This window comes from Cupriavidus sp. GW822-FHT03E04, from assembly GCF_058801495.1.
In genome coordinates, this window is sequence record NZ_JBXANI010000004.1 from 360,244 (window position 1) to 383,119 (window position 22,876).

Here is a 22,876-nt window from a genome sequence, read left to right on the forward strand (position 1 = left end):
TGAGTGCCGTGATGAATGAAAGCGACCATGTACCGATCAGCCCGCGCGCTGGCGTTGGCGCACGCGCTGTGAGACAGGCAAGGAAAACAAGGACGAATTCATTTCGGAGTTGCTGGTGGGGCAGGGCAAAGCGCTTACTGCACCACGAAGGAAGTAAATAGGACGTCCAGGATCTGCTGCTTGGGCAGGTTGGGCGCGAACGGCTGGCTGATGACACTCTGGATTTCCTGGGCCAGCTTGCGCTTGCCGTCCACCGTCGCCAGATCGGGCGGTTGCTTGGCCGACAGCAGTAGCAAGATGCGGCTGCGGACTTCCGGCAGGTACTCGGTGATGCGCGCCTGGTCCTTCGCGTCGGCCACCTTGAGCGACAAACCGGTGTGCAGGAAGCGGTCACCGTCATCGCTCTTCAGATTGACGGTAAATGCTTCCAAAGGCACAAAAATCGGCGGCGGTACAACAGGAGCGGCAGGCGCGGCCGGTTGGCGGTTGCTCAGGATGTTGCCCAGAAAAAAGCCCCCGGCACCCAGCGCCGCGACGAGCACGACGCCGAGCACCAGCAGCAGTCGCCCGCGCTTGCTCGTGTTGCCGTCAGCCTGGGAAGAAGTGAGCGTATTCGCCATGAGATGCCTGTATCGGAATGCCTTGCCATTCTTGAGGGAATGACCGGCAAGCAAAGGGCCGAAAAAAAGGGTGAAACCCGCTCAGCTTGGCCCTTTGAGCCGAACAGGTCTTGTCATCCGAGCTACGCGGATGGTCTTACAGGGGTTAACGAATGACGGGCACGGAACTTGAGTGGATGTTTGACTAAAAGCCGCGCGGGGTACCGGATAGCGGGTGACGGACCAGGAAACCGCCATGATTTGCCGGGTTGGCGAGAGGGCGGCAAGCAGGCGCAGGTGGCCGCCAAGGGCATGGAATTGGCGTTGACGATGGCGCCGCCGCTTGTCGCGCCGATTTTCTAAGTCATTGATTGGATTGCGGATTAAATCCAATGGTGGGACGGCGCGGAGAACCGCGTGCCGCGGGCGCCAGGCGCCACGCCGCGCCTGGCGGGCCGTGCGAGCCGGCTGCGGACCGAGAAATCCGCATACCCGGGTCCACCCATGCGCGAGTGGTGTTACCTGTCCGAGGCGGCACAGAAATATGCGCTTAAAGGCATATTTTTTGAGGTGGCGAATACGTTGTGCGCCTCGCCATTCAGGGCATCGCCCCGAAAACGCAGCTCCCAACTGCTTCGTGCAGAAAAAACACGAAAATGTGAAGCGTCAGTCTGCCGGGAGGGCGCGAGCCGGCGTCGTCGCAGCTCAGCCGAGGTCGCCGCCGCCTACGGGCAGGACGGTGCCGGTGATGTAAGAGGCCTCATCGGACGCCAAAAACAGAATCGCGCGCACCTGTTCGTCGATGGTGCCGTAGCGGTGCATCAGGCTGGATGCCATGGTCTGGTCGACGATGCTCTGGTACCACGCGGCTTCCTGCGGGGTCTGCTCCGCCGTGTTGCGGGGCACTTTGCGCGGCGGCGCTTCGGTGCCCCCGGTGGCGATCGCATTGACGCGGATGCCGTCCTGCGCGTGCTCGAAGGCGAGGCTAGCGGTCAGGGCATTGACGCCGCCCTTGGCGGCCGCGTAGGGCACGCGGTAGATGCTGCGCGTGGCGATGGACGAGACATTGACGATCACGCCCTGCTTGCGCTCGATCATGCCGGGCAGCACGGCGCGGCAGCACCACAGGGTGGGAAACAGGGAGCGGCGGATCTCGGCTTCGACCTGCGCTTCCTCGTATTCCTGGTAGGGCTTGGCCCAGATGGTGCCGCCCACGTTATTGACGAGGACATCGATGCGGCCATGGGCCTGCAGCGCCGCGCTGGTCATCAGGCGGGCGCCGGCATAGGTTTCCAGGTCGGCCTCCACCGCCAGTGCCTGACCGCCGTTGGCGAGGATTTGCGCGGCGGCCTCGTGCACCAGGGCCGAGCGGTCGACCAGCACCAGGCTGGCGCCCTCGGCCGCGGCGGCGAGCGCCACGCCGCGTCCAATCCCCTGCGCCGCGCCGGTTACCACGGCGATTTTCCCGCTAAAGCGCGCGTTGTTGTTCATGGCGTGTCTGTGATCCGTGGAAGGTGGGTCAGGCAGCGTTGCTGGCCGAGAATTTTTCGTAGTGGAAGCTGGCCGGCGTCACCCCGGCGTCCTGCAGCCAGGCGCGCACCGCATCCACCATGGCAACGGGGCCGCACAGGTAGATGTCGACATCGCCGCCGTTGAGCCAGTCCTGCTCCACGTGCTGCGTGACATAGCCCTTGCGGGTTTCGCCGCTGACGGGATCGAGCACGCAGGTGCGGTACTCGAAGCCGGCGAGCTTGTCCTTTGCGCCGTCGAGTTGTGCCAATGCCACCAGGTCGATCTCATGCGTCACGCCGTACACCAGGCGGATGGGGTGCGGGCTGCCGTTCGCGGCCAGCACGTCCAGCATGGACAGGAAGGGCGCGATGCCGGTGCCGCCCGCCAGGAACAGTACCGGGCGGGTCACTTCGCGCAGGTAGAAGCTGCCATAGGGGCCGGCGAAGGAAATGGGCTGGCCGGGCAGTGCCTCCTTGCTCAGGAACTCGCTCATGCGGCCGTTGGGCACGTTGCGCACCACGAACGAGGTGCGGGCGGCGCCGGGGGCGGAGGAAAACGAGTACGAGCGGGTCAGGCCGGTACCCGGAATTTCCACGTTCACATATTGCCCCGCCAGGAAGGTCGGGGCGGCGGTCGCGCCAAGCTCGATCGAGAACCCGATGGTGGAGTCCGACAGCTTGTCCACCGCCGCCAGCTTGCCCTGGTAGCGGGTCACGCCGGTCTTGCAGGCGGCCGACGAGGCCGGCACCTTGATCACGCAATCGGAGCGCGGGCGGGTCTGGCAGGCCAGCACGTAGCCCTTGGCGGCCTCCTCGGGCGTCAGCGCGTCCTCGATATAGCTCGACGCCGGCAGGTCGTACTCGCCGGATTCGCACAAGCCGCGGCAGGTGCCGCAGGCGCCGTCGCGGCAGTCCAGCGGGATATTGATCTGCTGGCGGTAGGCGGCGTCGGACAGGGTTTCGTTGGCGGCGCAGGTGATGAAGCGGGTAACGCCGTCTTCAAACTGCAGAGCGATGTTGTATTCCATGGCGTGGTTCCTCCGGCGCGTCCGCTCAGATGTGATAGATGTCGATGACCTGGTGGATGTAGTCGTTCTTCAGCACGACGTACTTGTCCAGGATCTGCGCTTGCTCGCCGGCGAAGTCGATGACGTAGCGCGACATGCCGAAGTAGCTGTAGTTGGTCTTGTAGCGGTGGCTCAGCGTGTGCCAGTTGAAGCGCACCGTGCAGGCGCTGCCTTCCTGGCGCTCCAGTTCGACGTTGCTGATGTTGTGGCTGGTGCGCGTGTCCGGCATGGTGGCGCTCGAGCGCTCGGTCTTGATGCGGAACACGCGGTCTTCCAGGCCTTGGCGGTTCGGGTAGTAGATCAGCGAGATCTCGCGCTGCGGATCGGTCACCAGGGTGTCGTCGTCGTCCCAGGACGGCATCCAGAAAGCGGCATCCGGGTGATAGCAGGCCAGCCATTCATCCCATTGTTCGTCGTCAAGCAAGCGGCTTTCCCGGTAGAGGAAGGCCTGGATTTCGGCAAGGCCGATGGGTGCGGTCGTTGGGGTCGTGCTCATGCTTCGCTCCCGGCGCTGCTGATCTTGCTGGCTTCGGCTCCCGTGGCCTTCTTCATTACGTCCAGCCAGTAGCGGTGCTGCACCGTGTACAGGCCTTCGTCCTCGGTCTTGACGCCGCTCATCAACGGCTTGAGGCCAATCTTGCGGGCGGCCTCGTCGGCGCCTTCCACCCAGTGCGTGGCGCCGCGGCACATGTCGTTCCATGCCACCGCGCTGCCGGCATAGCCTTGCTGGCAGGCGCGGAATTCTTCCAGGTCGTCGGGCGTGGCCATGCCGCTGACGTTGAAGAAATCCTCGTACTGGCGGATGCGGCGTGCGCGCGCGTCGTCGGCTTCGCCCTTGGGCGCGATGCAGTAGATGGTGACTTCGGTCTTGCCAACCGACAGCGGGCGCAGCACGCGGATCTGCGAGCCGAACTGGTCCATCAGGTAGACGTTGGGGTACAGGCACAGGTTGCGCGAGTTCTGGATCATCCAGTCCGCCGTCTCGGCACCGCAGCGCTCGGCGAATTCCTCGCGCCGGTTGAAGTTCGGCCGGTCCTCCGGGTTGGCCCAGCGCGACCACAACAGCATGTGGCCGTGATCAAACGCGTAGAAGCCGCCGCCTTGCCGGCCCCAGTTGCCAGCGTCCATCGCGCGGATCTTGTCCTCGCGGGCGTTTTCCTGCTTGCGGTGGTTGGTGGTGGCGGCGTAGTTCCAGTGCACGGCGGAGACGTGGTAGCCGTCGGCGCCGTTCTCGGTTTGCAGCTTCCAGTTGCCTTCGAAGGTATAGGTGGACGCGCCGCGCAGCACTTCGAGCCCGTCGGCGGACTGGTCCACGATCATGTCGATGATCTTGGCGGCCTCGCCCAGGAAGTCCTTGAGCGGCGCCACATCCGGGTTCAGGCTGCCGAACAGGAAGCCGCGATAGTTCTCGAAGCGCGCCACCTTCTTCAGGTCGTGCGAGGCTTCCTTGTTGAAGCAATCGGGGTAGCCGGCGCCCTCCGGATCCTTGACCTTGAGCAGCTTGCCGCTGTTATTGAAGGTCCAGCCATGGAACGGGCAGGTGTAGGTCGCCTTGTTGCCGCGCTTGTGGCGGCACAGCATGGCGCCGCGATGGGTGCAGGCGTTGATCAGCGCGTTGAGTTCGCCCTGGCGGTTGCGTGCGATCACGATCGGCTGGCGGCCCATGTAGGTGGTGTAGTAATCGTTGTTGCCGGGGATCTGGCTTTCGTGCGCCAGGTAGATCCAGTTGCCCTCGAAGATGTGCTTCATCTCGAGTTCGAACAGGGCCTCGTCGGTGAAGGCGCTGCGATGCAGGCGGTGGTCGCCGGTCTCGCGGTTTTCCACCAGGTAGTCGTCCAGGCGCGCGAGGGCCGGGCTGTGGTCCGGGTAAATGGGGATCATGCGGTGTCTCCTGCATCCGTGGCGGATGCGCCGGGCCGTGAGGGATCCTCAGGTCGGCCCTGATGTTGCTGCGTCGTTGCTGATGCGGTGCGGGCGCCTGAGATGCCTCGGGCGCCGGGGCTTACGCGGCGGCGCGCGTGCGCTCCACTTCCGGTGCCGGCGCTGCCGCGCAATCTGCGTACAGGCGGAAATCGAAATCGATGGCGGCAAACGGCTTGTCCAGGCCGTGCTCGGCCAGTGCCCGCGGGGACTCGACGTGCCTGAGCGCTGGCACCAGGCCCTCGCGGCTGGCAAAGGCAAAGTCGTCCCACAGGTATTCGTCGCCGTCGATGTTGATCTGGGTGGTCAGCTTGCGATGGCCGGGCGCGGACACGAAGAAGTGGATGTGCGCGGGGCGCCGGCCATGGCGGCCCAGCAGGTCCAGCAGGCGCTGCGTGGTGCCTTGCGGCGGGCAGCCATAGCCCATCGGCACGATGCTGCGGAACTGGTAGCGGCCCTCGCTATCGGTCGTGATGGTGCGGCGCAGGTTGAAGTCGGACTGCGTCTTGTCGAAGAACGAGTAGTTGCCGAGCAAGTTGGCATGCCAGACCTCCACCGCGGCGCCGGGCAGCGGCTTGCCGTTGGTGTCGAACACAGTGCCCTGCATGAACAGGACTTCGCCCTGGCCGTCTTCGCTGCCGTCGTCCAGCCGCGCGAAGCCTTCGCTCGCGGGCGCGCCGGCCACGTACAGCGGGCCTTCGATGGTGCGCGGCGTGCCGCCGGCGAGACCGGCCTTTGCCTCGGCTTCATCCGCGCGGATGTCCAGGAAGCGCTCCAGGCCCAGGCCGGCGGCCAGCAGGCCAAGTTCCGGCCCGGCCTCGGCGAAGTACTCGATGCCCTTCCAGACTTCGCTGGCGCTCAGGTCCAGGTCTTCGATCGCCTTGAAGAGGTCGGTGGTCAGGCGGACCACTACGCTTTGCACGCGCGCATCGGCCTTGCCGTTGGCGGTGTCGAGGATGAACGCTTTCACCAGCGCTTCGATTTCCGGATGCGTCATTTGTCTGCTCCTTGTCTCGGGTTTTCTATGTGGGGGTCCGTCTTTGCAGTGGCATTCCGCCAGGGCCGCGTGATTCGAACTAAAATGCCATAAAGGTATAAAAAGTCGTTGTCACAGCCTGATGCGAAGGATAGGAGTGCAGAAATTGGCGGTCCAACACTGTTTTAGTATTGGCTGAATACTCAAAAGGTATAGTCGTGGACTTGCGTCACTTACGTTACTTTGTCGCCGTCGCGGAGGAGCTCAACTTCACCCGGGCGGCCGAACGGCTGCATATCGCCCAGCCGCCGCTGAGCCGGCAGATCCAGCAACTGGAAGAGGGCCTGGGGGTGCAGCTCTTCGAGCGCAACGCGCGCCCGCTCAAGCTGACCGAGGCCGGGCGCTTTTTCTACGCGCACGCCCAGCAGTTGCTGGCGCAAGCCGCGGAACTGGAGTCGATGACACGGCGGGTGGGGCAGATCGAGCGGAAGATGTCGCTCGGCTTTGTCGGCTCGACCCTGTACGGCATGCTGCCCAAGATCATCCGGCGCTTTCGCGCCGAGCACCCGCAGATCGAGCTGAGCCTGGTTGAGATGACCACCATGGACCAGATCGCGGCGCTCAAGCAGGGCACCATCGACGTGGGGTTTGGCCGCATCCGGCACGAGGACCCGAACGTGCGCCGGGTCGTGCTGCGCGAGGAGCGGATGATCGTGGCGCTGCCGGTCGGGCACCCGCTCTCGCTGGCCAAGCCCGTGCTGGCCCTGCATGACCTGCTGGGCGAGAACCTGATCATCTTTCCCAAGGCGCCCCGCCCAAGTTACGCCGACCAGGTGCTGGCAGCGTTTCACGACCGGGCCTTGCAGCCCGGGCGTATCCATGAAGCGCGCGAGCTGCAGATCGCGTTGGGGCTGGTGGCGGCCGGGGAGGGTATCTCGATCGTCCCGAGCAGCGTGCACGGCCTCAAGCGGGACGACATCAGCTACCGGGAGCTGGACGATCCCAACCTGGTCTCGCCCATCATCATGAGCATGCGCAGGCTCGACGAGACCGAGGAGATCAGCGCCATGCTGGACATGATCTACCGGCTGTATGAGGAGGAGAAGCTGGTTTTCCTGCCGCCGAGCCAGGAATGATGGCGGGTGGCCTGATGGTGCCGGGGGAACTCTTGCATGCGGCATGGCCTTGATTTTATTGGGTTTTCTGTTTCTAACTCTTATATAAGATATAAGACGTTTGACCCAAGGGTGCACTTTATTTTACAATCGCGGCACAACCGGTTTTTGCAACCCTATCACCCGCAGGTTCCCATGCTTGAAAACTATCGCGCCCATGTAGCCGAACGCGCCGCGCTCGGCATCCCCCCTCTGCCGCTGACCGCCAAGCAGACTGCGGAGTTGATCGAATTGCTGAAGTCCCCGCCGGCTGGCGAGGAACAAGTCCTGGTCGACCTGATCACGCATCGCGTGCCGGCGGGCGTGGACGACGCCGCCAAGGTCAAGGCCTCGTACCTGGCCGCCGTGGCGCTGGGCAAGGAAGCCTGCACGCTGATCTCGCGTGCCAAGGCTGCCGAGCTGCTGGGCACCATGCTGGGCGGCTACAACATCGCCCCGCTGATCGAACTGCTGGACGACGCCGAGATTGGTCCCGTTGCGGCTGAAGCGCTCAAGAAGACGCTGCTGATGTTCGACGCCTTCCACGACGTCAAGGAAAAGGCCGACAAGGGCAACGCCATCGCCAAGTCCGTGCTGCAAAGCTGGGCTGACGCCGAGTGGTTCACCAGCCGCCCGGAAGTGCCGCAAAGCCTGACCGTGACCGTGTTCAAGGTCACCGGCGAAACCAACACCGACGACCTCTCGCCGGCGCCGGACGCCACCACCCGCCCCGACATCCCGCTGCACGCGCTGGCCATGCTGAAGAACGCGCGCCCGGGCATTACCCCGGAAGAAGACGGCAAGCGCGGCCCGGTCAAGTTCATCGAATCGCTGAAGGAAAAGGGCAACCTGGTCGCCTACGTGGGCGATGTGGTCGGTACCGGTTCCTCGCGCAAGTCCGCCACCAACTCGGTGCTGTGGTTCACCGGCGAAGACATCCCCTTCGTGCCGAACAAGCGTTTCGGCGGCGTGTGCCTGGGCAGCAAGATTGCCCCGATCTTCTACAACACCATGGAAGACGCCGGCGCACTGCCGATCGAGCTGGACGTGTCGCAGATGGAAATGGGCGACGTGGTCGAGCTGCGTCCCTATGATGGCAAGGCCCTGAAGAACGGCCAGGTCATCGCCGAGTTCACCGTCAAGTCCGACGTGCTGTTCGACGAAGTGCGCGCCGGCGGCCGTATTCCCCTGATCGTTGGCCGTGGCCTGACCGCCAAGGCCCGCGAGGCGCTCGGCCTGGCCCCGTCCACGCTGTTCCGCCTGCCGCACAACCCGGCCGACACTGGCCGCGGTTTCACGCTGGCCCAGAAGATGGTTGGCCGCGCCTGCGGCCTGCCGGAAGGCAAGGGCATCCGCCCGGGCACCTACTGCGAACCGAAGATGACCTCGGTGGGCTCGCAAGACACCACCGGCCCGATGACCCGCGACGAGCTGAAGGACCTGGCTTGCCTGGGCTTCTCGGCCGACCTGGTGATGCAGTCGTTCTGCCACACCGCCGCTTATCCGAAGCCGGTCGACGTCAAGACCCATCACACGCTGCCGCAGTTCATCAGCACCCGTGGCGGCATCTCGCTGCGCCCGGGCGATGGCGTGATCCACTCGTGGCTGAACCGCATGCTGCTGCCCGACACCGTTGGCACCGGCGGCGACTCGCACACCCGCTTCCCGATCGGCATCAGTTTCCCGGCGGGTTCGGGCCTGGTGGCGTTCGCGGCTGCCACCGGCGTGATGCCGCTGGACATGCCGGAATCCGTGCTGGTGCGCTTCAAGGGCAAGATGCAGCCCGGCGTCACCCTGCGTGACCTGGTCAACGCCATTCCGCTGTACGCCATCAAGTCGGGTCTGCTGACCGTGGCCAAGCAAGGCAAGAAGAACATCTTCTCGGGCCGCGTCCTGGAAATCGAAGGCCTGCCCGACCTGAAGGTCGAGCAAGCGTTCGAGCTGTCCGACGCTTCCGCCGAGCGTTCGGCCGCCGGTTGCTCGGTGCGTCTGAACAAGGAACCGATCATCGAATACATCAACAGCAACATCACGCTGCTGAAGTGGATGATCGCCGAAGGCTACCAAGACCCGCGCAGCCTGTCGCGCCGTATCCAGGCCATGGAAGCCTGGCTGGCCGACCCCAAGCTGCTGGAGCCGGATGCGGACGCCGAGTACGCCGCCGTGATCGAGATCGACCTGGCCGACGTGCATGAGCCCATCGTGGCCTGCCCGAACGACCCGGACGACGTCAAGACCCTGTCGGAAGTGGCTGGCGCCAAGATCGACGAAGTCTTCATCGGTTCGTGCATGACCAACATCGGCCACTTCCGCGCAGCCTCCAAGCTGCTCGAAGGCAAGCGCGACATCCCCGTCAAGCTGTGGGTTGCCCCGCCGACCAAGATGGACGCCAAGCAACTGACCGAAGAAGGCCACTACGGCGTGTTCGGCACGGCCGGCGCCCGCACCGAAATGCCGGGCTGCTCGCTGTGCATGGGTAACCAGGCACAAGTGCGCGAAGGCGCCACGGTGATGTCGACCAGCACCCGTAACTTCCCGAACCGTCTGGGCAAGAACACCAACGTGTACCTGGGTTCGGCCGAGCTGGCCGCGATCTGCTCGCGTCTGGGTCGTATTCCGACCAAGGAAGAGTACATGTCGGACATGGGCGTGCTGGCCACCAACGGTGATCAGATCTACAAGTACCTGAACTTCGACAAGATTGAAGACTTCAAGGGCGTGGCGGATACGGTGACGGTTTAAGCTGTCCTGGTTTTCCAGCGGTACGTTTGAAAGGCCCCTTGCGGGGCTTTTCTTTTATGGTTTGCTGGCGGTGTTGGCATCTTGGACTCGCGGGCCGTACGACATTGGTCTTTGGGGTTGGTCGCTGTTTCTTTTTGCGGCGTTGGCCTTTGCACCCAAAAGCCATACGACATCCCCCTGCGGGGGCTGCCGGTCACTCTTCTTTGCGTCGGCAAAGAAGACTAACGAGAAGAAAGCCGACCCTGCCGGGGGCAGAGCAATCAGGCTTGTGGGCGTCGGTGGTTGCGTCGTACGGCCCGGAGTGTTGGCTGGCCTTTGCCATACCGGCTTGTAGGTCATCGCTACGGCATGACCCAATGGTCACGTGGTGGTGCCCCTGATCGCGTTGCTCGGTGAGCATTCCACCATCTGCCGTTACCGGTGCGGACCATCACGACACAGCGCCGGCCAATGGTTTCGTGGTGGGGCGGGCGCGGTGGTCAGGGCCTTCGGCATATCACCCCGGTGCCACCGCGCCCACGACGGAACCGGTGCGCTTGCGACTTCGTGGCCGGTCACTGCGCGAGCGACAGACGGCTTGAAGCAAGTGGTGTCTACTACCGGGGGCCTCAGCACGAACCCCGGAAGCTGGCAGGGTCGTGGCCGGTCAAGCCGGTACCGGCAGATGCCCGCAGAACTGAGGCCATACGACGAAACCAGTGTCCCTAGCACCCGCGATTGCTCTGCGCCCGGCAGGGTCGGCTTTCTTCTCGTTAGTCTTCTTTGCCGACGCAAAGAAGAGTGACCGGCAGCCCCCGCAGGGGGATGTCGTATGGCTGTTGGGTGCAAAAACCATCGCCGCTCAAAGAAACAGCGACCAACCCCGCAGGGGGATGTCGTATGGCTGTTGGGTGCAAAAGCCAACGCCGCAAAAAGAAACAGTGACCAACCCCAAAGACCAATGTCGTACGGCCCGCAGGTCCAAAAACCAACGCCGCAAAAAGAAACAGCAACAATCACTCACTGAGTTTCCCCCATCACATCATGGCCCGCCTAAATCTCGAATTCCCCGAAGACCAATTCTGCTACTCCACCCACCTGACGGTGCGCGTGACCGATATCAACTCCGCCAACCACCTCGGCAACGACTCGATGATCTCGATGATTTCCGAGGCGCGGGCGCGCTTTCTGTTCGACCTGCATGCGAGTGACGCGGAGGACGGCGAGACCGACAAGGTGGGCATCATCGTGACCGACCTGGCCACCACGTACCGCACCGAGGCCCATGCCCGCGACCAGTTGCTGTTCGAGGTGGGGGTGATGGACTTCAACCGCTATGGCGGCGATATCACCTTCCGCATCACGCGCCCGGCAGACCAGGCGCTGGTGGCCATGGCCAAGTCCGGCTTTGTCTTTTTCAGCTACGAGCGCAAGCAGGTCGTGCCGATGCCGGAGGCGTTCGCGCGCAAATTCCCCAAGGTCAACTGGGTGGACCGTGGGGCGGCCAAGGCAGGCTAAGGCAGGCCCGGGATGAAAAGCTACAGCCCGTAGTAAGGCCGGTTCGACTGGATGCGCGTGCTTTCGGTGGGCGGGAAACGCTCCTCGGTCAGCAGCTTTTGCAAGGCGGCCTTGCCTTGCGCCAGCGCGCCGATGTAGTACGCGCTAACCGTGAGTTCGTCGAGCGCGCGCCAGGCATAGACCGACGCATCGACAAACAGGGTATCGGCCGGGCAGGGCATGGCCGCGGCCTGCTGGGCGTAGAGGTGCGCCTGCGCGAACTCGCCGCGCAGCCGGTGGTAGCGGGCCAGTTCGCACAGCGGCTCGGCACGCGCGGGGCGCGCCTGGTAGGCAGCGAGGTAGGCATCGCGCACGGCACCGGGGGCGTAGGCCGGGTTTGCCGCATGCGCGGCGTCGGCGGCAAGGCGCTCGGTCAGCACCGCGATCTGGAACAGCGCGAACCAGCGCTCCTCCTCCCAGCCGCCCATGGCCACGCGCACCTGGTATTGCTTCAGGCTGGCTTCCAGCTTGCCGGCGTCGCGGTAGCTCTGCGCCAGGTAGAAGCAGTAGCGCGCGTTGGCCGGATCCTTGCACAGGGCGCGCTCCAGCACTTCGATGTCACGCAGGTAGGTCTGCGGATCCCGGGCGCGGGCGCCATCGCGCGAGACCACGATGGCGGGGCCGGGCAGGTGCTGCCAGGCATGCGCCGGATCCTGCGTCAGGTATTCGTGCAGCACGCCTTCCCAGCGCCAGGGCTGGCCCGCCTTGACCAGGGCGTTGCGCTGGTATTGCCAGCCGCCCAGCTCGCACTGGAAGCGATAGCCGTCGTCGGCCAGCCGGGGCCAGCGGAATCCTTCGGGCATGCGCAGGGTTTCATCGGCATCGATGAACAGCACGTAGTCTTCGGCACCGGCCGCGCCCTCCATGCCGGCGCGCGCCAGCGCCAGGGCCTCGTTGCGGTTGTGCGCGAAATCGATCCAGGGCCGTTCATGGAGCGCGCCGGGCAGGTCCCCCATGATCTTGCGCACCAGCGCCTGGGTGCCGTCGGTGGACCCGGTGTCGACGATCGCCCAGCGGTCGATCCATGGCTTGACGGACGCGAGGCAGCGGGCGATCACCGGGGCCTCGTTCTTCACGATCATGTTCAGGCAGATGCGCGTCAATTCGGGTTTCCTGTGATCCTGGGGGGGTGGGGCCACGGGCGGGATGGTCGGCCCGGCGCCGCGGCGAGCCCAAGAATAGCGGAAAACATGGCAGCGCAACACCGCGCGGCAGGGCGCATGGCGGAGCACGGCGAGGATGCCGAAACGCCGGGACATGGGGTAAGGTGTAAGCACTGTCATCCAGGCCAACCTCCCAGTCAACATCCGGGCCACGCCATCGCCATGGGTTTCTTCGATTCGTTTTTCCTGCGCAAGCCGCCGCCGGATCGTTTCGCGGCGCTGTTCATTGCCGCTGCCCGGCGCCAGGGCTTTGAGGGGCGCCTCGATGTCAACGCGGACGAGTTCCGGCTGGAGCACGGGCGCAACGCTTTCTTCAACCTCCATAACGCCTACCGGGCGTACTGCGAGGCGCCTGGCGCGCAGCGCGACAAGGTGCTGCATGGCTTCGTGGCCACCTTGTGTTCCAGCGGGCAAGCCACGCCGGCCTTGCTGTCCGAGGCCCGGCCCATGCTGCGCCCGCTGATCCGAAGCCGCTCGCTGATCGACGAGATCCGGCTGCACCACTTGCGCACGGAAGGCGATCCTTCGACCTTTGATGTCGCCTACCTGCCCTTCGGCGAGGATTGCGTGATCCTGCTGGCGGTGGACTATCCGGAAACCACGTCGACGCTGCTCAGTGGCCCCTCCGCCTCCTGGCAGGTGACGCTTGGCCAGGCGCTGCAGATGGCGGGCGACAACCTGCGCGACCACACCGGCGAAGCCTTCGTCCCGGTCGCGCAGGGCGTCTACCAGGGTGCCTGGAGCGACGGCTACGAGGCCAGCCGCGCGCTGCTTCCGGATGTGCTGGAGCGCGTACCGGTACGCGGCCGTCCGGTGTTCATGATGCCAACCCGCGAGGTGCTGCTGGTGACGGGCGACCAGGATGATGCCGGGCAGCTGCGCATGGTCGAGCTCAGCCTGCAGGCATCCCGCCAGGGCCGCGCGATCTCGCCGGCCATGTTCCGCTACCAGCCCGGGGGCGTGGCGCACGCTGTGCCCACGGGGACCGAGGTGTTGCATTTCGTCCCGTCCGGCGAGGAGGCTGCACGGCACCTTGCCCATCTGGCGCGGCTGTACCGCAAGGAAGAATACGACACGCAAAAGGCCGCCCTGGACCGCCTGAACGAGCGCGACGGCGCCGGTGTTTTCCTGGCCAATTACCTGCTTTATGGGCGGCAGGACGATCCGCTCACTTCGTTCTCGATTACCACCTGGACGTGCGGCGTGGAGACTTCGCTGCCGCGCGCGGATCGCATCGCCCTGGTACGGCCCGACGCGGCTGATGGCATGGGGCAGACGCGCGTGGTGGGCTGGCAGCAGGCGCTGGCCATGCTGGGTGACCTGATGGAGCCGGAGGCGCAGTATCCCGCCAGGTATCGCGTCAAGGCGTTTCCCGACGATAGCCGGCTGGCGTTGCTCGATGAGATCGGCTGACGCTCGCCCGCCAATGCGCCCGGCACGCCGTTAGCGCGTCTTGCGGAAAGTCAGGTTGATCCGCTCGCGGCCCACCAGCGCGTGATCGCCGTCGGCCAGCGGCGCAATGCCGTGGAACGCCAGCCTGGCCGGGCCACCCCATACCACCACATCGCCATGCGCCAGCCGCACACGCAGCGGGCGCTCGGCGCGGGCAAGGCCGCCGAACAGGAACACGGCCGGCAGGCCAAGCGACACCGAGACGATGGGCGCGCGCAGGTCGAGCTCATCGCGGTCCTGGTGCAGGGAGAGCCGGGTGCCCGGCGCATAGCGGTTGAGCAGGCACGCGTCCGGCCGGAAATCGGCAAAGCCGGCCGTGGCGGCCGCATCGCGCGCCAGCGCCAGGAAGGCATCCGGCATGCCGGGCCAGGGCTGGCCGCTGAGGGGATCGGCCGCTTCGTAGCGGTAGCCGGTGACATCCGAAACCCAGCCAAACTGGCCGCAGTTGGTCATGGCCACCGACATGCGCAGGCCGCCCGGCGTGATGAGGTGCCGCCACGGCGCTTGCGTGGCAATGGCGCGCACGTTATCCAGCAGGGTTAATTCATGCTCCCGTGCGAAGCCGCGCAGCACCACTGCGCCGGGCACGATGGGCTCGGCGCGGGGGGCGTCCTGGGGGAGGGAATCGAACAGGTCGAAGGTCATGGCGTCCTGGCGGGCGGGGCGCGCCAGCCTTGGTGGCTGCGGCCCTGCTCTAAAACGACATGGTAAGCGCGAATGCGCTGGGCTGCGTGGCATGCCCGGGCGTGTGCGCCCGAGCCTCCATCCCGCCCGGGCGGTCAGGCGAAGGTGTCGACTTCGCCGCGTGCGAGGGTGCGCGCCACCGGGGCCACAGGGCCGGCATTGACCGGGGCTGCCGGGATACCGGCCAACGTGCCAAAGCCGTTCTGCGCGTTGCCCGGCTGGCGTTGCTGCTGTTGGCCGTTGCCGGCCTGGCCGGCAAAGCCGTCGGCGCCCACCGAAGTCTGGCCCAGCTGGATCCCGTTGTCGGCCAGCGCGGTGCGCAGTTGCGGCAGCGCGGCTTCGACCGCGGCGCGCACGGCGGCATGCGGCGAGACGAACTGGGCCTGGGCCTGGTCGTTGACGACGTTGAGCACGACCTTGAGCGGGCCGAGGTCGGGCGGATTGAGCTGCAGCTCGGCGGTGTGGTTGCCTTGGGTCGACAGGCGCACCATCTGCTGGCCCAGCGCTTGCGGCCACTGGCCGTCACCCACGGGCGGCGCGATCGGCAGCGAGGTGGTCGGCGACAGGCCGCCGGAAGTCGGCGCCTGGCTCGCGGCCAGGCTGCCGGCCGCCATCAGCGGCGTGACGGCGGCGGGCGTGGCTTCGGTGCTGGCCGGCTCGGCGGCGCGCATGGCTGCCGCCAGTTGCATCGGGTTGGCCGGCGCGGCGGCGGTGGCTGCCGCAGGCGCGTTGTTCTTGCCGGCATCGCCAAGCTGCAGCGGGGCCTTGTACGGCTGGCCGAGCGAGGCGTCCTGCTGCCCGGAGGAGGCCTGGCCATTGCCGCCTTGCTGGCCGGCCATGGCGGCCTTGAGGCTCGCGGCCAGGTCCGGGGCGGTCTTGGTGGCGTCGGTGCCGGGTGTTGCGGCGGGCTTGTCCGCGGTTGCCGCCTGGGTGCTGGCCGCGGTTTGCGGCACGGCCTGCAGCGCGGCGCGCTGGGACGCGATGGTGGCCAGCGTATCGGCGGCGGCCGAGGTCGCCGGTGCGGCCGCATTGGGCGTAGCGGCCGCGGCGCTGGCGAGCGCCGGGTCCTTCATGTCCTTCAAGCCGGCTTGTGCGCCCAGGGCAGCAGTGCCGGGCAGTCCAGCCGAGCCCGGCAGCGCGCCGTTGGCTGCCAGCGCGGCAGGCTGTGCTGGCTGGGCCGGTTGCGGTGCGAGCAGGGCGGCCAGCGCGGCGGCGGCGGACTGTGCGGCGGGATCCGCGGCCTGGTTCTCGGACGTCTCGTCGTCCTTGTCCTGGCGGCGTGACGGCTTGGTGGCTACCGTGCTGGACTGCGTGCCTTGATTGGCGGCGTTGGCGTTCTGGCCGCCGGCGTCGTTGCGTGTGGACGCGTTGTTGGTGTTGTTGCTGCTGGCGTTGCTTGCGCTGCCATTGCCGGCGTTGCTGCTATTGGTGCTATTGGTGCTGGTGCGGTCGTCGTTGCGGGCGCGCGCCAGCGCATCGCCGAACCCTTGCTGCTGCGCGTCGGCACTGCTGGTGTTGCTGGTACTGCGCGAAGAGGCGGCTGTGGCGGCCGCGGCGGCATTGCTGACAATCTGGCTGATGTCGATCATGTGTTCGGGCTCGGTTTGTCTGGGCGGCTTAGCGGTGGCGGCCTGCAACTTGCAGGCGGGCGGCGCGGGCTGCATATTCGTCGGTGTCGCGTTGCTCGCGGCGCGTGCTGGCAATCTGCTCGCGCGTATCCGCGCGGGTAATGAGCGTGTCGAAGGAACTCTGGCGGCGCTTTTGCTGCTGCCAGTTGGCGCGGCCAGCGAGCAACTGGGCTTCGGCCCGGGCCAGCGCTTCGGTCTGCTGGCGGATGGCGGTATCGAGCGAGGCCAGGAACTGTGCAAAGTCCTGCCAGCGGGTGGAAGTCATGCCGTCCTGCGCGATGGCTTGCATGCGCTCGCGGTATTCCTGACGGTACTGCGTGAGCGCGGCCAGTTGCTGCTCCGCCTGGTTGCGCAGGCCTTGCAGCCGGCCCAGCTCGCGCGCGGCTGCATCCGTATCGTTCTGGGCCAGGTCGGCCAAGGTATTCAATGCAGATGGCTTAGCCATGTTCACTCCGTTGGAAGAGACTATGCAACTGGCCGATCGAGGCGTCGTAGCCGGCGCGCTCATGGATGTCTTGCTGCAGGAAGGCCTCCATCTGTGGATGCAGGTGGATGGCCAGATCCAGCTCCGGATCGTTACCCGGCACGTACGCGCCCACGCTGATCAGGTCACGGTTGCGCTGGTAGCGCGACATCAATTGCTTGAAGCGCCGCACTGAGGCGAACTGCGGCGGCTCGATCAGCGCCGTCATGGCCCGGCTGATCGAAGCTTCCACGTCGATGGCGGGGTAGTGGCCGGATTCCGCCAGGCTGCGCGAGAGCACGATGTGGCCGTCCAGGATGGCGCGCGCGGAATCTGCGATCGGGTCCTGCTGGTCGTCGCCTTCGGTCAGCACGGTGTAGAAGGCCGTGATCGAGCCGCCGCCTTCGGCGCCGTTGCCGGTACGCTCCACCAGTGTGGGGAGCTTGGCGAACACCGAGGGCGGATAGCCCTTGGTGGCGGGCGGCTCGCCGATGGCCAGGGCGATCTCGCGCTGGGCCATGGCGTAACGCGTGAGCGAGTCCATGATCAGCAGCACGTGGCGGCCCTGGTCGCGGAAGTACTCGGCCAGGCGCGTGGCATAGGAGGCGCCCTGCATGCGCAGCAGCGGCGAGGTGTCGGCAGGTGCCGCCACCACCACGGAGCGCGCGCGCCCTTCGGGGCCCAGGATGTTCTCGATGAAGTCCTTCACTTCGCGGCCGCGCTCGCCGATCAGGCCGACCACGATCACTTCCGCGCTGGTGTAGCGCGCCATCATGCCCAGCAACACGCTCTTGCCCACGCCGGAGCCGGCGAACAGTCCCATGCGCTGGCCGCGGCCCACGGTGAGCATGCCGTTGATGGCACGCACGCCCACGTCGAGCACGGTCTCGATAGGCGCGCGCGACAGCGGGTTGATCTGCGTGCCGCCGAGCGTGACTTCCGTGGCAGCGGTGATGGGGCCCAGGCCGTCCAGCGGACGCCCGGCAGCATCGAGCACGCGCCCGAGCAGGCCTTCACCCACCGGCAGGCGCTTGGAGCCCGGCTCACGCGGGGTGGTGTCGCCGCTGGGCAGCGGCGTGGGCTCGAGCGGATAGACGCGCGCGCCGGGCACCAGGCCTACCACGTCGGATTGCGGCATCAGGTAGAGCCGGTCGGCGCCGAAGCCAACGACTTCTGCCTCGGCCAGGCGCGGGCCGGTGTTCTTGCCGTGCAACTGGCCACCCGGCAGCTCGATCAGGCAATCGCTGCCGACCGGCAGGCGCAGGCCCACGGCTTCCAGCACCAGGCCGGCGGCGCGGGTCAGGCGGCCGCAGCTGCGCTTGCTGTCGATCTCGGCAATGCCGGCCGAGGCCGCGGTGAGCGCATCGCGCCAGCGCTGGCCATGCAGGCCGGCGGTGAAATCCGTATTCACCGAAGTATTGGCCGAAGTATTGGCCGAAGTGTTGGCCGAGGTATCAGGCATGCGGCGGCTCCCACGGGTCGTCACGGCCGAGCGCCTTGACTACGCGGCTCCAGCGCGTGGACAGCGTGGCATCGAGCTCGCCGCTGGCGGCACTCGCCACGCAGCCGCCGCGCGCGATGGCCGGGTCGGCGCGCACGCTCCAGCCGGCGGCCTGAAGCTCGCCCGTCAGGTGGGTTTCCACCAGCGTGACATCTTCGGGATTGAGCAGCAGGCAGGGCGAGCCGGACAGCGCCGGCTCGGCCGCGAGCAGTTCGCGCACCGCTGGAAGCAGCACGGCGGGATCGGCCTGCACGGCCTGCTGCACGAGCTGGCGCGCCACATCCAGCGCCAGTGAAATCAGGGTCTGGGCCACTTCTTCGTCAACGCGGCCAAGCGCGTGGCTGAAGGTGGCGGCCAGTTGCTGCAGGTGGGCGGCTTCGGTGCGTGCGCCTTCCAGGCCGCGCGCATAGCCTTCGCGGTGGCCGTCGCCGTAGCCCTGGGTCTGGCCCTGGGTATAGCCCTGGGCGTAGCCTTCCTTGCGCGCGCCTTCACGCATGGCGTCGAGCGCGGCAAAGTCGATGGGGGGCGGTGCGGGCTCCAGCGGCATGAACTCTGCCGGAGCGGGCGCGGCCTTGCGCGGATCCAGCGAGACCATCTGCCAGCGCTGCCAGCCGTTTTTCTGCGGGGCGCGGCCCGCCGGCGCGGCAAAGCTCTCGAAGCCAGCCTGGCGTGGCGCGCCGCGGTTGCCCGCTGCGCGGCCATCGCCGGCATCGCTGGCATGATCGCCGCGAAGCTCGCTGCGACCATCGACAAAATCGCTGTCCGAGGCAAGGCCCCGGAACTGGCGCAGGGCACGTTCAGACGTAGGCATCGTCGCCACCACCGATTACAACTTCGCCGGCTTCGGCCAGGCGTCGTACCACCTGGAGGATGTTCTTCTGCTCGGCCTCGACTTGCGAGACCCGCACCGGGCCCAGCGCTTCGAGGTCTTCGCGCAGCATTTCGCCAGCGCGGGTCGACATGTTGCGGATGAACTTGTCGCGCAACTCCACCGGCGCGCCCTTGAGCGCGACGATGAGCGATTCGGTGGCCACTTCCTTGAGCACGCGCTGGATGCCGCGATCGTCGACTTCCATCAGGTTCTCGAACAGGAACATCTCGTCGATGATCTTCTGCGCGAGGTCGCCGTCGTGCAGGCGCACGCCTTCGATCACCGCTTCTTCGTGGGCCGTGCTCATCAGGTTGATGATCTCGGCCGCCGTACGCACACCGCCCATGCGGCTGCGCTTGAGGCTCTGGCCCGCCAGCAGCTTGGTCAGCACGTCGGTCAGTTCCTGCAGGGCGCCAGGCTGCACGCCGCCGAAGGTGGCGATCCGCAGGATCACGTCCTGGCGCAGGCGCTCGGTGAACATGGCGATGATCTCGGACGACTTCTGCCGGTCCAGGTGGATCAGGATGGTGGCAATGATCTGCGGGTGTTCGTCGCGGATCAGTTCTGCCACCGAAGTGGAATCCATCCAGTTCAGCGAGTCGATGCCGGCGCCCGGGTCGCGGGACTCGAGGATGTCCTCGATCACCGATACCGCGCGCTCCTCGCCCAGCGCCTTGTTCAGCACGCTGCGGATAAAGGCGCTCGAGTCCACATTCAGCGCGAGATACTGCTCGGTCTCCTGGCGGAACTCGGCCAGCACGGCGGACATCTGCTCGCGCGTCACCGAGTTGAGCGTGGCCATGGCCGAGCCCAGGCTCTGCACCTCGCGGGGGCCAAGGTGCTTGAATACTTCAGCTGCGGCGTCTTCACCGAGCGACATCATCAGGATGGCGCTCTTCTGCAATCCTTCATCGGTCATCGCTAGCCATCCAGTTTTTGATCACACTAGCAACCAGGCGCGGGTCGCGCTGCGCGGCGTCACGCACCAGGGCGAGATCGCTTTCATATTTAGCGGCAAGCCGCAGGACTTCCGGATTTGCCGGCTCTTCAGGCGGCAACAAAATGGCTTCGTTGTCGGCCGACTTTTCCTGTGGCGGCGGCAGGGGCGGCGCGGTGTACTTGCGCAGCACCGGACGCGCTACCTTGAACCACACGAACAGCGCCAGCAGTGCCAGCAGCAGGTAGCCGGCGGCGGTCTTGGCCAGGGCGATCATTTCCGGCTGCTTCCACAGCGGCAGTTCCGGCTTGATGTCGTTGTCCACGGTGAACGGGCTGTTGACCACATTGAGCGAGTCGCCCCGGTCGGCCGAGAAGCCCATGGCTTCCTTGGTCAGGTTCTCGATCTGGGCGAGCTGCGCGGCGGGCAGGGCTTCAGACACCATCTTGCCGTTGGCGCCCGCCTTTTGACGGTAGTTGACCACCACGGCCACCGACAGGCGCTTCACGCCGCCTGGTGCCTGCTGCACATGGCGCACGGTACGGTCGAGCTCGTAGTTGGTGGTGGAGTCGTGGCGGTTGCTGCTCGGGCCGGTCTGGGCCGTGGCGGTGGCGCCGCCCTGGGCCTGGCCCGCGGCCTGGCCTTGCTGGCCGGGCTGCTGCCCCGGCTGGTTCGGCTGGCCCGGGCGCGGCGGCTGGGCCGTGGCGATCGGGGCCGTGGCCGGTGCCGGCGGCTGGTTGGACAGCGCGCCAGGCACGCCGCCGACCGGCGCCGCGCCTTGCTGGCTCGACTCGCTCGATTGCTGGCTGCGAATGGCGGCGCGGGTCGGGTCCTGGTTCGGCTTGTAGGATTCGTCCGTGTGCTCGACGATGGAGAAGTCCACGTCGGCGGTCACCTGCGCTTTCACGTTGTCCTGGCCGAGGATCGGGGCCAGGATGGCCTCCACGCGCTGCGCGTAGTTGCGCTCCAGCGCCTGCACGTACTTGATCTGGCCGGCGTCGAGCATACGCTCGTTGGTGCCGCTGCCGGACAGCAGGTTGCCGTGCTGGTCGACGATGGAGATGGCCTTGGGCGTGAGCTCCGGCACGCTGGACGAAACCAGGTGGCCGATCGCGGCGACCTGGCCGTCATCGATGGCGCGGCCCGGGTAGAGTTGCAGCACGATCGAGGCGGTCGGCTTCTGGCGTTCGCGCACGAACAGCGTCGGCTTGGGAATGGCCAGGTGCACGCGCGCCGACTGCACCGCCGCAATCGATTCGATCGAGCGGGCCAGCTCGCCTTCGAGGCCGCGCTGGTAGTTGACCTGTTCGGCAAACTGGCTGATGCCGAATTTCTGCGTGTCCATCAGTTCCATGCCCGTGGTGCCGCTCTTGGGCAAGCCCTGCGAAGCCAGGCGCAGCCGCGTTTCGTGGACTTTTTCGGAGGGCACCATTACCGCACCGCCGCCTTCGGCGAACTTGTACGGCACGTTCATCTGCTGCAGGGAGGCGATGACGGCACCGCCGTCGCGCTCGGACAGATTGCTGTAGAGCACCTTGTAGTCCGGCGCACGCGACCAAAGCACACCCACCGCGATGGCTGCGGCGAGGGCCGCGCCGCCCAGCATCAGGGGCAGGCGCGGATTGGTCTTGAGTCGCTCGAACAGCTCGGACTTGTTCGACAGGGCTGCCACGGCGTTCATGCGCGCGCCCCCGTCACGGCCGGGCCGGCATGGGTCAGGATCGGCTGGGCCGGATGGCGGGCGCCGCTCTGGCTGCCCTGTCCACCCCGGCTGGCCTGGCTAACCCTGGCTTCGGCATGGCTAAGATCACGCTGCTGACAAAACACGCGTACTCCCCGCGATAGTTGATGAGATTCGGGCCCGGACCGGGCGCGCAAAGGTAAGCGGCATCCCAGATTCGGCACGGTATCGATGATCATCCAAGGCGGGTGCAGACAATCCGGCGAATAGGCCTCGTTTTCCACCCGAATTCCCGCAATGGCCCAGGTGACGCCGCGAGTACGCTTCGGGGGCTGGCACAGGCGGCGCGCGCGGATGCGGTATTTGTGGCATAGGCGGCGCATTGCGCCAGGTTTGCCGGCAGCAGCCCGGGCGGGTGCCCGGCGCAACCCTCAATGACTCATTTTCGAACCGGTTTCCCCCGGGGCGGGCTTCGGCTGGCCAGGGCGGGGCGGGTTCCAAGCGGATCGCCATGACTACCATCTCTTCCATCGACGGCATGTTGCAGCAACTGCGCGGGCTGGCCCAGAGCGCCACCGGGCAGGAAAGCCAGGCTTCCGCCGTTTCTTCCGGCGGTTTTGCCGGCGAGCTCCAGCGTTCGCTGGCGCGCATCAGCAACGTGCAGGAGAAGGCTTATGGGCAGGCCGAGGCTTTTGAGCTTGGCAAGCCGGGTGTATCGCTCAACGATGTGATGATCGATATGCAGAAGGCTAATGTTTCGTTTCAGACCGGGGTACAGGTTCGGAATCGGTTGACGGCGGCGTATCAGGAAATGATGAATATGACGGTTTGAGGGGAGTGGGTTTTGCTTGTGGCTGCTTTGGGGCAAGGGCAGCTGCAACTGCTTACCGTCAAAGGCAACTGCAGTTTCACCGCCCCTGCGGGGCGGCGACCTACTTTCTTGTCTTGCCAAGAAAGTAGGCAAAGAAGGCGCGCCGGATGGGGCGACTAC

19 protein-coding genes are annotated in these 22,876 nt (G+C 66.2%); 5 read left to right on the plus strand and 14 right to left on the minus strand.

The features are described from left to right. Window positions 1-134: 134 nt before the first annotated feature. From fliL to catA, 6 genes are all read right to left on the minus strand, one after another. Complete coding sequence (fliL, locus tag AC1RQC_RS07390) at window positions 135-620, minus strand: flagellar basal body-associated protein FliL (protein ID WP_150990480.1); 486 nt, start codon at window positions 618-620, stop codon at window positions 135-137. Between the two features lie 684 nt (window positions 621-1,304). Further along, window positions 1,305-2,090 carry a 1,6-dihydroxycyclohexa-2,4-diene-1-carboxylate dehydrogenase gene (locus AC1RQC_RS07395; RefSeq protein ID WP_492373386.1) on the minus strand — a complete coding sequence of 262 codons (786 nt, stop codon included), beginning with the start codon at window positions 2,088-2,090 and terminating at the stop codon, window positions 1,305-1,307. Window positions 2,091-2,118: 28 nt separating this feature from the next. Beyond that, the gene (benC, locus tag AC1RQC_RS07400) at window positions 2,119-3,138 is read right to left on the minus strand and encodes a benzoate 1,2-dioxygenase electron transfer component BenC (protein ID WP_492373385.1); all 1,020 of its coding nucleotides are present in this window, start codon (window positions 3,136-3,138) and stop codon (window positions 2,119-2,121) included. Window positions 3,139-3,163: 25 nt separating this feature from the next. Next, complete coding sequence (benB, locus tag AC1RQC_RS07405) at window positions 3,164-3,673, minus strand: benzoate 1,2-dioxygenase small subunit (RefSeq protein WP_492373384.1); 510 nt, start codon at window positions 3,671-3,673, stop codon at window positions 3,164-3,166. Continuing rightward, window positions 3,670-5,058, minus strand: coding sequence for a benzoate 1,2-dioxygenase large subunit (gene benA, locus AC1RQC_RS07410; RefSeq protein ID WP_492373383.1), 1,389 nt, complete (start codon window positions 5,056-5,058; stop codon window positions 3,670-3,672). Before benA ends, benB begins: the two co-directional genes overlap by 4 nt. 121 nt (window positions 5,059-5,179) lie before the next feature. Beyond that, window positions 5,180-6,094: a catechol 1,2-dioxygenase gene (catA, locus tag AC1RQC_RS07415; protein WP_492373382.1), complete on the minus strand. Its 915-nt coding sequence runs from the start codon at window positions 6,092-6,094 to the stop codon at window positions 5,180-5,182. Between the two features lie 197 nt (window positions 6,095-6,291). Here catA and AC1RQC_RS07420 point away from each other — a divergent pair, with 197 nt between their 5' ends. The 3 genes from AC1RQC_RS07420 to AC1RQC_RS07430 all read left to right on the plus strand — a co-directional run bounded on the left by AC1RQC_RS07420 (window position 6,292) and on the right by AC1RQC_RS07430 (window position 11,466). Further along, window positions 6,292-7,209: a LysR family transcriptional regulator gene (locus AC1RQC_RS07420; RefSeq protein WP_492373381.1), complete on the plus strand. Its 918-nt coding sequence runs from the start codon at window positions 6,292-6,294 to the stop codon at window positions 7,207-7,209. A gap of 174 nt (window positions 7,210-7,383) precedes the next feature. Beyond that, window positions 7,384-9,969, plus strand: coding sequence for a bifunctional aconitate hydratase 2/2-methylisocitrate dehydratase (gene acnB, locus AC1RQC_RS07425; protein ID WP_150990488.1), 2,586 nt, complete (start codon window positions 7,384-7,386; stop codon window positions 9,967-9,969). 1,023 nt (window positions 9,970-10,992) lie between these two features. Continuing rightward, window positions 10,993-11,466 carry a thioesterase family protein gene (locus AC1RQC_RS07430; protein WP_492828837.1) on the plus strand — a complete coding sequence of 158 codons (474 nt, stop codon included), beginning with the start codon at window positions 10,993-10,995 and terminating at the stop codon, window positions 11,464-11,466. A gap of 20 nt (window positions 11,467-11,486) precedes the next feature. Here the strand turns inward: AC1RQC_RS07430 and AC1RQC_RS07435 are convergent, their stop codons facing one another. After that, complete coding sequence (locus tag AC1RQC_RS07435) at window positions 11,487-12,608, minus strand: tetratricopeptide repeat-containing glycosyltransferase (protein ID WP_492882824.1); 1,122 nt, start codon at window positions 12,606-12,608, stop codon at window positions 11,487-11,489. Window positions 12,609-12,830: 222 nt separating this feature from the next. Here AC1RQC_RS07435 and AC1RQC_RS07440 point away from each other — a divergent pair, with 222 nt between their 5' ends. Beyond that, entirely contained in the window at window positions 12,831-14,081 is a 1,251-nt protein-coding gene (locus tag AC1RQC_RS07440) for a DUF1444 domain-containing protein (protein WP_492882826.1), read from the plus strand. 30 nt (window positions 14,082-14,111) lie between these two features. Here AC1RQC_RS07440 and alkB read toward each other — a convergent pair whose 3' ends face one another. The 7 genes from alkB to fliF all read right to left on the minus strand — a co-directional run bounded on the left by alkB (window position 14,112) and on the right by fliF (window position 21,885). Next, entirely contained in the window at window positions 14,112-14,765 is a 654-nt protein-coding gene (gene alkB / locus AC1RQC_RS07445) for a DNA oxidative demethylase AlkB (protein ID WP_253928368.1), read from the minus strand. A 134-nt stretch (window positions 14,766-14,899) separates the two neighbouring features. Beyond that, window positions 14,900-16,393, minus strand: coding sequence for a flagellar hook-length control protein FliK (locus AC1RQC_RS07450; protein ID WP_492376679.1), 1,494 nt, complete (start codon window positions 16,391-16,393; stop codon window positions 14,900-14,902). 28 nt (window positions 16,394-16,421) lie between these two features. Continuing rightward, the gene (gene fliJ, locus AC1RQC_RS07455; protein ID WP_174425237.1) at window positions 16,422-16,877 is read right to left on the minus strand and encodes a flagellar export protein FliJ; all 456 of its coding nucleotides are present in this window, start codon (window positions 16,875-16,877) and stop codon (window positions 16,422-16,424) included. Continuing rightward, a complete protein-coding gene (gene fliI / locus AC1RQC_RS07460; protein ID WP_492812952.1) occupies window positions 16,870-18,357 on the minus strand; it encodes a flagellar protein export ATPase FliI in 1,488 nt (495 codons plus the stop codon). Before fliI ends, fliJ begins: the two co-directional genes overlap by 8 nt. Then, on the minus strand, window positions 18,350-19,207 hold the full coding sequence (gene fliH, locus AC1RQC_RS07465; protein ID WP_253928365.1) for a flagellar assembly protein FliH: 858 nt from the start codon (window positions 19,205-19,207) through the stop codon (window positions 18,350-18,352). The genes fliI and fliH overlap by 8 nt, the downstream gene beginning before the upstream one ends. Beyond that, entirely contained in the window at window positions 19,194-20,186 is a 993-nt protein-coding gene (gene fliG, locus AC1RQC_RS07470; RefSeq protein ID WP_492376681.1) for a flagellar motor switch protein FliG, read from the minus strand. Before fliG ends, fliH begins: the two co-directional genes overlap by 14 nt. Further along, on the minus strand, window positions 20,176-21,885 hold the full coding sequence (gene fliF / locus AC1RQC_RS07475) for a flagellar basal-body MS-ring/collar protein FliF (protein ID WP_492376682.1): 1,710 nt from the start codon (window positions 21,883-21,885) through the stop codon (window positions 20,176-20,178). The genes fliG and fliF overlap by 11 nt, the downstream gene beginning before the upstream one ends. A 511-nt stretch (window positions 21,886-22,396) precedes the next feature. Here fliF and fliE point away from each other — a divergent pair. Further along, window positions 22,397-22,717 carry a flagellar hook-basal body complex protein FliE gene (gene fliE, locus AC1RQC_RS07480; RefSeq protein ID WP_043353483.1) on the plus strand — a complete coding sequence of 107 codons (321 nt, stop codon included), beginning with the start codon at window positions 22,397-22,399 and terminating at the stop codon, window positions 22,715-22,717. Window positions 22,718-22,876: the final 159 nt, after the last annotated feature.